Annotated in this window: 11 protein-coding genes; 4 read left to right on the forward strand and 7 right to left on the reverse strand. The window is 72.8% G+C overall.

All coding sequences use genetic code 11. The annotated features are described in order from the left end of the window. The first annotated feature begins 6 nt into the window (after positions 1-6). A complete protein-coding gene (locus ASE25_RS03805) occupies positions 7-1,272 on the forward strand; it encodes a DUF4921 family protein (RefSeq protein WP_056775474.1) in 1,266 nt (421 codons plus the stop codon). Between the two features lie 15 nt (positions 1,273-1,287). Here the strand turns inward: ASE25_RS03805 and ASE25_RS03810 are convergent, their stop codons facing one another. Then, a complete protein-coding gene (locus tag ASE25_RS03810; RefSeq protein ID WP_056775477.1) occupies positions 1,288-1,581 on the reverse strand; it encodes a DUF3072 domain-containing protein in 294 nt (97 codons plus the stop codon). A 51-nt stretch (positions 1,582-1,632) separates the two neighbouring features. After that, on the reverse strand, positions 1,633-3,081 hold the full coding sequence (locus tag ASE25_RS03815; RefSeq protein ID WP_056775479.1) for an NAD(P)/FAD-dependent oxidoreductase: 1,449 nt from the start codon (positions 3,079-3,081) through the stop codon (positions 1,633-1,635). Between the two features lie 76 nt (positions 3,082-3,157). Here ASE25_RS03815 and ASE25_RS03820 point away from each other — a divergent pair, with 76 nt between their 5' ends. Both ASE25_RS03820 and ASE25_RS03825 read left to right on the forward strand, forming a co-directional pair. Beyond that, positions 3,158-5,179 (forward strand): NADPH-dependent 2,4-dienoyl-CoA reductase, encoded by a 2,022-nt coding sequence (locus tag ASE25_RS03820; protein ID WP_056822858.1) that lies wholly within the window; start codon positions 3,158-3,160, stop codon positions 5,177-5,179. Between the two features lie 37 nt (positions 5,180-5,216). After that, the gene (locus tag ASE25_RS03825) at positions 5,217-6,506 is read left to right on the forward strand and encodes an adenylate cyclase (protein WP_082622669.1); all 1,290 of its coding nucleotides are present in this window, start codon (positions 5,217-5,219) and stop codon (positions 6,504-6,506) included. Between the two features lie 66 nt (positions 6,507-6,572). Here the strand turns inward: ASE25_RS03825 and ASE25_RS03830 are convergent, their stop codons facing one another. The 5 genes from ASE25_RS03830 to ASE25_RS03850 all read right to left on the reverse strand — a co-directional run bounded on the left by ASE25_RS03830 (position 6,573) and on the right by ASE25_RS03850 (position 10,662). Then, positions 6,573-7,841 carry a glycosyltransferase gene (locus ASE25_RS03830; RefSeq protein ID WP_056775485.1) on the reverse strand — a complete coding sequence of 423 codons (1,269 nt, stop codon included), beginning with the start codon at positions 7,839-7,841 and terminating at the stop codon, positions 6,573-6,575. Positions 7,842-7,867: 26 nt separating this feature from the next. Further along, entirely contained in the window at positions 7,868-8,902 is a 1,035-nt protein-coding gene (locus ASE25_RS03835) for an LLM class flavin-dependent oxidoreductase (RefSeq protein WP_056822861.1), read from the reverse strand. After that, positions 8,899-9,441 carry a 2'-5' RNA ligase family protein gene (locus tag ASE25_RS03840; protein ID WP_056822864.1) on the reverse strand — a complete coding sequence of 181 codons (543 nt, stop codon included), beginning with the start codon at positions 9,439-9,441 and terminating at the stop codon, positions 8,899-8,901. Before ASE25_RS03840 ends, ASE25_RS03835 begins: the two co-directional genes overlap by 4 nt. 2 nt (positions 9,442-9,443) lie before the next feature. Beyond that, complete coding sequence (locus ASE25_RS03845) at positions 9,444-10,154, reverse strand: hypothetical protein (RefSeq protein WP_056822867.1); 711 nt, start codon at positions 10,152-10,154, stop codon at positions 9,444-9,446. A gap of 85 nt (positions 10,155-10,239) precedes the next feature. Then, positions 10,240-10,662 carry a MarR family winged helix-turn-helix transcriptional regulator gene (locus ASE25_RS03850; RefSeq protein ID WP_235508527.1) on the reverse strand — a complete coding sequence of 141 codons (423 nt, stop codon included), beginning with the start codon at positions 10,660-10,662 and terminating at the stop codon, positions 10,240-10,242. A 90-nt stretch (positions 10,663-10,752) separates the two neighbouring features. On the opposite strand from ASE25_RS03850, the gene ASE25_RS03855 reads away from it, so the two are divergent. Next, positions 10,753-12,621 carry an ABC transporter ATP-binding protein gene (locus ASE25_RS03855; protein WP_056822875.1) on the forward strand — a complete coding sequence of 623 codons (1,869 nt, stop codon included), beginning with the start codon at positions 10,753-10,755 and terminating at the stop codon, positions 12,619-12,621. The last annotated feature ends 79 nt before the right edge of the window (positions 12,622-12,700 follow it).

A 12,700-nucleotide genomic window follows, 5' to 3' on the forward strand; every position in this document is an offset into this window, starting at 1 on the left:
GGCAGGGTGATCGAGCCCCTGACGCGACTGCCCGACGGGACCATCAAGCAGGTCAACCCCTTCACCGGCACGAAGGTGTGGACGTTGCCGGGGCGCGCGGCCCGGCCTCTCGGCATCGCCCGGCCCGACCCGAAGCCCCTCGACCCGGCCGAGCACGAGCGCCACTGCGCCTTCTGCTGGGGCCGGATGATCGAGACGACTCCCGAGATCGCCCGGGTCGTCCGGGACGGGTCGTCGTGGCGCGAGGTGCGCGGGCTCGTCGCCGAGCAGCTCCACGACACGGTGCCGGAGCTGCGGCTCTTCCCGAACCTCTTCGAGATCCTCAGCTACGACTACTGGCACCTCGCCCACGGCTACGAGCCGACGCCCGAGTCGCTCGCGCACCGGGCGGCATACCTCTCGACGCCCGCAGGGCGTGCACACGTGACCGCGCTGGCGCGCATCCGGATGCGCTCGCGCGGTGCGGCTGGTGCCGAGGTCGAGCCGCTCGACGAGGACGACCTCGAGCGCGAGGCCGTCGGCCTCTTCGCCGGCAACCACCAGGTCGTCGTCTCGCGTCGGCACTTCGTCGACGGCGCGACGGACGACACCCAGAATGCCGGCGCCGGCACGCTCACACCCGAGGAGCACTGGCAGTACACGCGATTCACGATCGCTGGGGTCCGCGACCTCTACCGGAGCAACCCGCACGCCCGCTACGTCTCGGCGTTCCAGAACTGGCTGCGACCGGCCGGCGCGTCGTTCGACCACCTGCACAAGCAGCTCGTCGCCATCGACGAGCCGGGCGTGGACCTCGAGCGGGAGACCGAGCGGGTGCGGGCCGAGCCGGACCTCTTCGCGCGCTGGGGGCCGCAGTACGCCGAGACGCAGGGTCTCGTCGTGGCGCGCACCCCCACGGCCATGGCCTTCGCCGGGATCGGCCACCAGTACCCGTCGCTCGTCGTCTACACGTCGAACACGGCGTGCCGGCCGTGGGAGCTCTCGGACGACGAGGTGCGCGACTTCTCCGACCTCGTGCACGCGTGCCACGCGGCGACGGGCGCCGACGTGCCGACCAACGAGGAATGGCACCACGGCCCCCCGTCGCTCGACCTGCCCGTGCCGCTCCGGGTGGTGCTCAAGTGGCGGGTGTCGACCCTGGCCGGCTTCGAGGGCGGCACGAAGATCTACGTCAACACCATCGACCCGTGGGCAGTGCGAGAGCGCACCGTCACGCGGCTGCGGCTGCTCGCCGCGGACGGTCTCGTCTCGGACCGCCTCGACATCCCCTGAAGCGGCCCGCTCGGGTCAGACCTCGCTGCCGTGGCCCTCGGTGCGCCCGTCGGTGACTCCGCGGCCCGTCACGGACTGGAGACGGTCGATGTGCTCGGACGCCTGGGCCTTGGTGAGGTCGCCGGGCAACGTCTCGCCGGCCTCACGGGCCAGGGTCTCGAGGTAGCTGCGCTGGGCGCCGGTCATGGCCTCGTCGCCCGTGACCCAGTCCTCGGGGTCCTTGACCGTCGAGTCGCCGGGGGTTCCGGCAGTCGTGGGGGTGGTGGCGCCGATGACGTCGTCGGTCGAAGATGTGTTCGATTCGCTCATGGGGAGTCCGTACCCGGTCGGCCGCTGCCAGACACAACCCTCGACACGCGCTCAGCGGGCAAAGGACATCGCCTCGGTGACGTCGCTGCCCAGCATGTCGCGTCGGTCGAGCAGGTAGTTCTGGCGCATCAGCCACGGCGCGCCGTCGCCCTGCTGGGGCAGGTCGTCGGCCGCCCGCTGCACGTAGCCCGACGCGAGCGGCAGCAGCGGCTGTCCGTCCATCCCCTCGGGTGCCCGCGGCGTCGCGCTCCGCCAGGCGTGGTGCTCCATGTGGTTGAGCAGCCGGCACACGTAACGGCTCGCGAGGTCGGCCCGCAGCGTCCACGACGCATTGACGTACCCGACGCAGACGGCGAGGTTGGGCACGTCGGCGAACATCAGGCCGCGATACACCGTGAGATCCCCTGTGGGGCGGGCCTGCCCGTCGACGGTGATCGCGATGCCGCCGGCGATCTTGATCCGCAGCCCCGTCGCCGTCACGACGACGTCGGCGTCGAGCTCGCGTCCCGAGTGCAGCCGTATGCCGTGTGGCACGAAGGTCTCGATCGTGTCGGTGACGACGTGGGCGCGTCCACTGCGGACGGCCTCGAAGAGGTCACCGTCCGGGACGACGCAGAGGCGCTGGTCCCACGGGTCGTAGGTCGGCGTGAAGTGGTCGCTGACGAGGTCGGTCGAGCCGAGCGACTTGGCCGCACCCTTGGACAGCAACGACCTCATCACGGCAGGGCGCCGACGGCTCAGCTCGTAGACGCCCATGGTCCCGAGGACGTTCTTGTAGCGAGCAGCCGTCCCCGCGGCCTTCGTCGGGAGCACCCGCTGGAGCACGTCGCGGGACCGGTCGCGGCGGGGCAGGGACGCGATCCACGTCGGCGTCCGTTGGAGCATCGTCACGTCGGCACCGGCCTCGGCGAGCGAGGGCACGAGCGTCACCGCCGTGGCGCCTGACCCGATGACGACGACCGTGCGCCCGGAGACGTCGAGGTCGTCCGGCCAGAACTGCGGGTGCACGACGTCGCCCTCGAACGAGGCGAGGCCGGGCAGCTGCGGGTCGTGGGGCCGGTCGTAGTCGTAGTAGCCGCTGCAGAGGTAGAGGAATCCGCAGGTCAGCTGCTCGCGCTCGCCGCCCCTGCGCTCGACCGTGACCGTCCAGCGCGCGTCCTCGCTCGACCAGTCGGCCGCGACGACCCTGTGGCCCAGACGGATCCGCTCCGCGATCCCGTGCTTCTCCGCCGTCCGGCGCAGGTAGTCGAGGATCTTCGGCCCGTCGGCGATGGCGTCGGGGTCGGTCCACGGCTCGAACGGGAAGCCGAGCGTCATCATGTCCGAGTCGGACCGGACGCCCGGGTAGCGGAAGAGGTCCCACGTGCCACCGAGCGAGTCCCGGGCCTCGAGGATCGCCCACGAGCGCGTCGGGCTCATCGTCGACAGGCGGTAGCCGGCGCCGATGCCGGACAGGCCGGCTCCGACGACGAGGACGTCCAGGTGCTCGAGATCGCTCACCTGGCCATTCTCACCCACTGTGACGCAGGCCGCGCGATCGGCTACCGGACGGTAACCAGCGGCTACCCTCGGGCGGGTGACGACGGCATACCCCCACCTGCTCGAACCCCTCGACCTCGGCTTCACCACGCTGCGCAACCGCGTGGTCATGGGTTCGATGCACACCGGCCTCGAGGACCGCGCCAAGGACTTCGACCGCCTCGCGGCCTACTACGCCGAGCGCGCCCGCGGCGGCGTCGGCCTCATCGTCACGGGCGGCTTCGCGCCCAACCTCGCCGGCGCCCTCTACCCGGGTGGCTCCGTCCTCGTCACGAGCCGGCAGGCCCGGCGCCACCGGGTCATCACGAACGCCGTGCACCGCGAGGGCGGCACGATCGCCCTCCAGATCCTGCACGCCGGCCGCTACGCCTACCACCCGCTCGCCGTGTCGGCGTCGGCGCTCAAGTCGCCGATCTCCCCCTTCTCGCCCCGCGCGCTGACCCCGCGCGGCATCCGCCGCACCGTCGACGCGTACGCCCGCTGCGCCCGCCTGGCCCGCGAGGCCGGCTATGACGGCGTCGAGATCATGGGCTCGGAGGGCTACCTGCTCAACCAGTTCCTCGCGCCGCGCACCAACCAGCGCACCGACGCGTGGGGCGGCTCGCCGGAGAACCGGCGCCGCCTGCCCGTCGAGGCCGTCCGCGCCGTGCGCGAGGCGGCCGGCCCCGACTTCGTCATCGTCTACCGCCTCTCGATGCTCGACCTCGTGCCCGACGGGCAGTCGTGGGACGAGGTGGTCGCACTGGCCCACGAGGTCGAGGCGGCCGGCGCGACGATCATCAACACCGGCATCGGCTGGCACGAGGCCCGCGTCCCCACGATCGTCACGTCGGTGCCGCGCGGCGCCTTCACCCGCGTCACCGCGAAGCTGCGCCCCGAGGTCACCGTTCCCGTCGTCACGTCCAACCGCATCTCGATGCCCGACCTCGCCGAGCGGGTCATCGCCGACGGCAGCGCCGACCTCGTCTCGATGGCGCGCCCGTTCCTCGCCGACCCCGACTGGGTGGCCAAGGCGGCGGGCGACCGGGCCGACGAGATCAACACCTGCATCGCCTGCAACCAGGCCTGCCTCGACCACACCTTCGCCAAGAAGACGGCGACGTGCCTCGTCAACCCGCGCGCCGTCCGTGAGACGACCCTCGTGCTCGCCCCGAGCCGCCGCAGCAAGCACGTCGCCGTCGTCGGCGCAGGTCCTGCCGGGCTCGCGACCGCGGTCGCGCTGACCGAGCGCGGCCACCGGGTCGAGCTCTTCGAGGCGGCCGACGACCTCGGCGGCCAGTTCGCCATCGCCATGCGGATCCCCGGCAAGGAGGAGTTCGCCGAGACGATCCGCTACTACCGGAGGCGACTCGAGCTCGGCGGCGTCAAGGTCCACCTCGGTCGCCGCGCCGACGTCGAGGACCTCACCGACTTCGACGAGGTCGTCGTCGCCACCGGGGTGGAGCCCCGCGTGCCCGACGTCCCGGGCGTCGACCACCCGACGGTCGTGACGTATGCCGCCGCCGTCCGCGGCGAGGCACCGCTGGGTCAGCGCGTGGCCGTCATGGGCGCGGGCGGCATCGGCGTCGACGTCAGCGAGTTCCTCACCCACGTCGAGTCGCCGATGACGATCGAGCAGTGGATGGCCGAGTGGGGCGTCGGCGAGCCCGACGCCTCCCGTGGCGGCCTCGTCGAGGCGCACCCGTCACCCTCGCCGCGGGAGGTGCACCTGCTCCAGCGCAAGGCCACCTCCATCGGGAGGGGCCTCGGCAAGACGACCGGTTGGGTGCACCGGGCGGCCTTGAAGGCCAAGGGAGTCCACCACCACGTCGGCGTCAACTACGAGCGCATCGACGACGAGGGGCTCCACATCACCCACGGCGAGGACCACTCCGACCCGCAGGTCCTCGCCGTCGACACGATCGTGCTCTGCACCGGCCAGGAGTCCGTGAACACGCTCGGTCCCGCGCTCGCCACCGCCGGTGTGAAGGTGCACGTCATCGGCGGCGCCGACGTCGCGGCAGAGCTCGACGCCAAGCGCGCCATCCGCCAGGGCACCGAGCTCGCCGCGACGATCTAGGCCGCGGGAGGCGTGTCCTCGGCCGTACCATCGCGGCATGGGCGCATCCGACGTGCTCACCCTTCCCCGGACCGGCCTCAGCGGGGCCGTCGTCCGCATCGTCGAGCGCCTCGCCGAGATCGGCGCCCGGCCCGACCGGTCCCAGGACGAGCGTCTGCGCCAGGGCATGCTGATCTTCGCGTCGGTGCTCATCGCCCTCATCTCCTTCATCTGGGTCGGCACCTACCTCGCGTACGGCCACCCGCTGTCGGCCGCGATCCCGGCTGCCTACCAGGTGATCACCGTGGTGGGGCTGCTCGTCCTCTCGCGCACCGGCAGGTTCGCCGTGTTCCGCACGACGCAGCTCGTGGCCTTCCTCGTCCTCCCGTGCCTGCTCCAGGCGTCGCTCGGCGGCTTCATCGCCTCGAGCGGGATGGTCCTGTGGGCGATCTTCGTGCCGCTCGCCGCGCTGGCGCTGCTCGGGGTGCGGCGCTCGGTCGGCTGGCTCCTGGCCTTCTTCGTCGCGCTCGTGACGCTGGCCCTGCTCGACCCCCGGCTATCGGCGCAGCCGGCGGCCCTGCCGACCGGTTTCGTCGTCACCTTCTTCGTGCTCAACGTCATGGGGGTGACCGTCAGCGCCTTCGCGATGCTCGGCTACTTCGTCGAGCAGCGCGAGCGGGCCCGCATCGCCCTCGAGGCCGAGCAGGCGAGGTCGGAGCGCCTGCTGCTCAACGTGTTGCCGGCCCCCATCGCCGAACGTCTCAAGCGCGGCCCCGGCACGATCGCGGAGCACTACGAGGCCGTCACCGTGCTCTTCGCCGACCTCGTCGGCTTCACCGAGCGGACCCAGGTCATGCCCGCCGACGAGCTCGTCGCGCTCCTCGACCGCATCTTCTCGGCCTTCGACCGCGAGGCCGACGCGCAGCAGGTCGAGAAGATCAAGACCATCGGCGACGCCTACATGGTCGCGGGCGGTCTGCCGGAGCGGCGGCCCGACCACGTGCAGGCGGTGGCCCGGGTGGCGCTCGCGATGCGCGAGGAGATCGCGTCGATCGCGCGTGAACCGGGGTGTGAGTGGCTCGCCGTGCGCATCGGCGTCGACACGGGACCCGCCGTCGCAGGGGTCATCGGGCGGCGGAAGTTCATCTACGACCTCTGGGGCGACACCGTCAACACGGCGAGCCGGATGGAGTCCCACGGGCTGCCGGGGCAGATCCACGTGACCGACCGCGTCGCCGCTGCACTCGGGCCCGAGTTCACGCTCCGCCCTCGCGGGACGATCCTCGTCAAGAGCAAGGGCCCGATGAGCACCTACCTGCTCGACGCCGCGGGAGGCGTGACCGCGTGACCCACGAAGTCCTCCGTCCCGTGGGCTCCGGAGCGTGGGCGGTCGGCCTCAGCCGACCTCGGTGTGTCAGGACGGCCCGGCACCCTTGAGGTAGGTGTCGACGAGTCGCGCGGCGTCGCCGGCGCCGTCCTCTGCGCGGACGCGCTCACCGAGGGCGTATGCCGCCGCGCGGGCTCCCGGGGACAGAGCGACCTCGAGCGCCCGCTCGAGCCGAGCCGCCGTCAGGTCCTTGCGGGCGATCGGCGGTGCGGCGACCCCCAGGTCGGCCATCCGGCGGCCCCAGTAGGGCTGGTCGGCGGCGTGCGGCACCACGACCTGCGGCACCCCGGCCCGGACCGCAGCGGCGGTCGTGCCCGCTCCGCCGTGGTGGACGACGACGGCGCACCGTGGAAAGAGCAGGTCGTGCGGTGCAGCGCCGATCCCGATCGTCGTTGCGGTCGTGCCGACCGACAGACCGGCCAGACCCTCGCTGACGACACCACGCAGCCCGAGACGGCCGAGCACCCGGCCCGCATCACGCACGACACCCTCCGGGTCGGGCGTCGGCATCGAGCCGAAGCCGACGAAGACCGGGCCGGGCCCGTCGTCGAGGAACGCCGCCAGAGCCGGGTCCAGCGAGCCACCGCCGACGTCGTCGCGCACCCAGTAGCCGGTCTGCCGCAGCGCCGGGGGCCAGTCCGCGGCCGGCGGGACGACGTGCGGGCTCGCGGCGAGCAGCGTCGGCGTGCGCTCTGCAGCGGCCGTGTAGTGGCGGAACCGCTGTCGTGGCAGGCCTCGTCGCGCGCGGACGAGGTCACCGGCAGGGCGGAAGAGGTCGAGCGCGACCCGGCCCGCGAGGGTGCTCCATGCGTCGTTGACCCACGACGTCGCGCGCGGGCGCAGGGCCAGAGCGACCGAGTCACCGCGCGCGCTCGGCCAGACCGGCGCGAAGACGGCGTAGAGGTGCGGCTTGGTCGGACGGCCACCTCGGCCGTCAGGAGTCAGCAGCGCGTCGACGAGGTCGAAGGTCAGCGCCCCCGACAGCACGCCGTCAGCACCGTCGACGAGCCGCGCGACGTCCGCGGCCAGCGCCGAGGCGGTGTCGGCCATGACCTGCCGCATGAGCCGGGCCTCACGCACCTGCGTCCGCGCCGACCCGCGCAGTGCGTCACGCCCGAGCCCCTCGCGCAACGGCCCCTCGAGGTCGAACGACAACGGCTCGAAGTCGACGCCGCTGCCCGCCACGACGTGACCGAGGTCGGCCGGCGCAGCGAGCGACACGGCATACCCCGTCCGCCGGAGACGCTGCCCGAGCGCGACGAGCGGCTGGACGTCACCACGGGATCCCATGCCCATCAAGAGGATCCGCACGTCAGCCCCCGTCAGTCCTCGTCGAGCTGCGCGCGCACGCGCGGCACGACCTCCTCGGCGTAGAGGCGGATGCACTCCATCCGCTGGTCGTGCGGGAGCGTGCCGAACGAGTACTTCAGCTGGAAGCGGGAGAGGCCGAGCACGCGGACGGTGTCGACGATCTTGGCGGCCACGGTGTCGGGCGACCCGCAGTAGACGGCTCCCTCGGGGCCGAGCTGCTGGAGGGCCTGGTCCTTGCCCATGGGCGCCCAGCGACGCTCGCGGCCGAGCTTGTTCATGTAGGGCAGGAAGTGCGGCATGAAGTCGTCACGCGCCTGCTCGTCGGTGGCGGCCACATAGCCGGGCGAGTGCACCCCGATCGGCAGCTCGGGCCTGCCCATCTCGGACAGCGCGCGCCGGTAGAGATCGGCGAGCGGTGCGAACTGGCGCGCGGAGCCGCCGATGATGGCGATGACGACGGGGAAGCCGTAGTGCGCGGCGCGGACGACCGACTGCGGGGTGCCGCCGACGCCGACCCACACGGGAAGGTGGCCGGACTCCGTCGCGGGCATGACCTTCTCGACCTGGACGGGCGGGCGGATCGAACCCTCCCAGCGGATCGGCCGCTCGGCCACGACGGCCGCGAGCAGGTCGAGCTTCTCCTCGAAGAGCGTCTCGTAGTCGCCGAGGTCGAGACCGAAGAGCGGGAACGACTCGATGAACGAGCCTCTGCCGACGGTAATCTCGGCACGGCCGCGGCTGATCGCGTCGACGGTGGAGAAGCGCTGGAAGACACGGATCGGGTCGTCGCTGGAGAGGACCGTCACCGACGTGCCGAGCCGGATGTGCTCGGTGCGCCCCGCGAGGCCGGCGAGCAGCACGTCGGGGGCGCTCACGGCGTAGTCGTCGCGGTGGTGCTCGCCGACGCCGAAGAAGTCGAGGCCGAGCCGGTCGGCGAGCTCACCCTCGGCCAGGACCTCCCGGATCACCGTGGCGGGGTGGAGCGGGGCACCGTCGGGGCCGTTGGCGATGTCGCCGAACGTGTCGAGGCCGAGTTCGAGGCTCATGCGCCCATCGTAGGTATGCCGCCCACCTGCCACGTGCGCCCGGCGTCGGGGTCCCAGCGTCGGACCGACTCGATCGTGCCGTCGAGGGGGCGGGCGCGGCCGAGGACGGCGAGCGCCTCCCCGACCTGGCGCGAGCCGAGCCCGCGGGCGATGGTGACGTGCGGGGTCCAGCGGCCCGGACGCACCTGGTCGGGGACGTCGGGCGCTCCGACCGTGGCGGCGGCCAGCGACCGCTGGAGGTCGAGCAGCTCGGGCGTGGGCACGACGAGCCGGGCGAGGACATAGCGGCGCGAGCCCATGACGAGGAGTGACCCGAGGCGGATCGGCACGGGCCGCATCGTCTCGAGGACGCGGGCGACCCGGGCCTCGACGTAGTCGGGGACGACCCCGGCGAGCGCCAGGGTGATGTGCGGCGCGTTCGTCGCACCCTGGTGCTGCGACTGGCTCGGCAGTCCCGCCGCGGCCAGGGCCGCCCACTCACGCCGGACCTCCGTGTCGGAGGTGGCGTCGAGCAGGCCTTCGACCGCGTGCAGGGGCATGGTCAGGCGACCTGCTGCGAGTCACGCCCGCCGGTGAGGCCGAGGTGGTCGGCGACGAAGTCGCGCACGGCCGCCGAGTGATCGTCCCGGCGACCGTCACCGACCGGCACCACGAGCGTCGGGACCTCGAGGCCGGCGACGACGAGGAGGTCGAGCTCGCGCCGCTGGCCCTGCCGGCTCGACCCGATCTCGCGGTCGTCGTCGAGGTAGACGACGACCGGTCGGTGCGCGCGCACGGCGTCGACGAGACGGCGCACGAGGGCGACGTCGGGCGACCGCAGCAGGGCGGACTCCCAGACGTGGACGCCACCGGGCCTGTTCGCTCCGAAGCGGGCCCACGCATCGACGACGAGGGAGGCGGTGAGCTCGGCGGGGACCCGCGCCCGGCTCGCGACCTCGCGGACCCGCTCACGCAGCGGCTCGGGCAGGGCCGCCTGCGACGCGGGTCGCACGACCCAGGCGTCCCCGTGCTGCTCGGCGGCGCCGAGCAGGGCCCGGGACGTCTCGGTCGACTCGGCCGCGAGTGCGAGGAGCTGCGCGGTGTCGAGCACGACGACGTGGTCGACGTCGACGGGGTGGTCGGCCTGCCCCTCGGCCCGGTGCTCGACGGCGACGTGCTCGCCGGCCAGCCATTCGACGATGTCCTCGGCGGTCGAGGTGCGGCCCGACCCCGGGCGCCCCTCGACCATGACGAGCCCGTTCACGTCAGCCACCCAGCAGCTCCTCGCCGGCGCTCGCCCCGGCCTCGCGTGCCGTCGGTTGCCGGCAGGGAAGTGTATGTCAGCGGACATTTCGACCTCACGGCTCTCGAGGGTCGAGCCGCGCGAGGAGGGCCGCGAGCGACGTGCGTTCGCGGTCGCTCAGCGACCCGAAGAAGTCGGCCGCACCCTCGCGCCGTGCCTCGTCGACCTCGGCGAGGACCGACTCCCCCACCGCGGTGAGGGCCACGGTCATGGCGCGGCGGTCGTCGGGGTCCGGGCTGCGGTGGACGAGGCCCCGCGACTCGAGCCGGTCGACGACGTCGGTGGCCGAGCGCGGCGCGATGCGCAGGTGCTCGGCGACGACGCCGAGACGCGTGGGCCCGTGGTGCCCGATGACGCGCAGCGCGCGCGCGTCGTGGGGCGACAGGTCGGACCCGAGCCCGGTGGCCCAGCGCCGCCGCAGCGCCCGCGCCGCGCCCATGAGCAGCTCGTCGAGGGAGGGCTCGTCGGCGTCACGCATGGGGAGCAGCATACGGCCTGATTTGTAGATTGACCTCATAGTGAGGTAACCTCAGCATCATGAACCGGAGTCCACAGATGGAGTGACCGCATGACCGACACCACGACCACCCTCAGGCCGACCCACCGCGGCGGCCGCCAGCCCGAGAAGATCGACCCGCAGGACCGCGCCCAGCTCGCCGAGTCCCCCGTCTCCCTGCGACGGGTCGCGGGTCTCTTCCGCCCCCACACCCGCACCGTCGCCGTCGTCACCGCGATCATCGTGGCGATCTCGGTCGTCTCGATGGCCCAGCCCTTCCTGCTGCGCGCCGTCATCGACGACGCCCTCCCCCACCAGGACGTCCGCCTCCTGCTCTGGGCCGTCGGCGGCATGCTCGCCGTCACCGTCGTGAGCCAGCTGCTCGGCGTCGTCCAGACGTGGCTCACCACCTCCGTGGGCCAGCGCGTCATGCACGGGCTGCGCACTGACGTCTTCCGCCACCTGCAGCGCCAGTCCGTCGCCTTCTTCACCCGCACCCGCAGCGGTGAGGTGCAGTCGCGCCTCACCCACGACATCAGTGGCATGCAGTCGGTCATCACGTCGACGGCGACGTCGATCGCGAGCAACCTCACGACCGCCGTCGCGACGGCCATCGCCATGGTGGCCCTGAGCCCGCGCCTCTCGCTGCTCTCCCTGCTCGTCATCCCGCCGGCCGTCCTCATGACCCGCAAGGTCGCCCTGCTGCGCCGCGACATCACCGCCCAGCGCCAGCGTCGACTCGCCGACCTGCACAGCCAGGTCGAGGAGGGCCTCACCGTCAGCGGCGCCACCCTCGTCAAGACGCTCGGCGCCGGGGAGGCCACGGCCGACCGCTTCGCCGAGACGTCCACCGACCTCATCGACCTCGAGCTGCGCTCGCAGCTCGCCGGCCGCTGGCGGATGGCGACGATGCAGATCATCTTCGCCGCGATCCCCGCGCTGATCTACCTCGCCGCCGGACTGCCCGCGACCTCGGGCGGCATGACCATCGGCACGCTCATCGCCTTCACGACCCTGCAGGCCGGCATCTTCCGACCGCTCATGGGACTGCTCGACGTCGGAGCCCAGTGGGTCACCTCGATGGCGCTCTTCAGCCGCATCTTCGGCTACCTCGACCTGCCCGTCGAGGTCGCGCCTCCCGCCGATCCCGTTGCGGTGCAGCACGACCGGCTGCGCGGCGAGGTGCGCTTCGAGGGCGTCACCTTCAGCCACGACGCCACCGCCTCCCCCACCGAGAGGGCGTATGCCGTCTCCGACGTCACGCTGCACGTGCCCGCAGGCACGACGCTGGCCCTGGTCGGCGAGACCGGCTCGGGCAAGTCGAGCCTCGCCGGTCTCCTCGCGCGGCTGCACGACCCGCAGTCCGGGCGCGTGACGATCGACGGCGTCGACCTGCGCGACCTCGACCCTGCAGACCTCGCCCGGATCGTGGGCGTCGTCTCGCAGGACACGTACCTCGTGCACGCCTCGATCCGCGACAACCTCCTGCTCGCCGCCCCCGGCGCCACCGACGACGCGCTGTGGCAGGCCCTCGCCGCGGCCCAGGTCGCACCCCTCGTCGCGAGCCTTCCCGACGGCCTCGACACCGTCGTCGGGGCCCGCGGCCACCGCTTCTCCGGAGGGGAGAAGCAGCGCCTCGCGATCGCCCGCACGCTCCTGCGCAACCCGCGCGTCCTCGTGCTCGACGAGGCGACGAGCGCCCTGGACAACGAGACCGAGCGCGAGCTGCAGGCCGCGATCGACCGGCTCATGGCCGGCCGCACGACCTTGACCATCGCACACCGCCTGTCGACGATCCGCGACGCCGAGCAGATCGCCGTGCTCGACCACGGTCGGGTCGCCGAGCTCGGCGACCACGACGACCTGATGGCCCGCGGTGGCCGCTACGCGCGGCTCGTGCAGGCCCGCGAGGGCTCGGCCCGTGAGGCGCTCGCGGCCTGACCCCGAGCGGAGGGCACGACCCGACGAAGGTCGGCAGGGCGGCATACCTCGGTCGGATGCGGCCCCCCGGCACCGGTGT

Source organism: Terrabacter sp. Root85 (assembly GCF_001429185.1).
Taxonomy (GTDB): domain Bacteria; phylum Actinomycetota; class Actinomycetes; order Actinomycetales; family Dermatophilaceae; genus Terrabacter.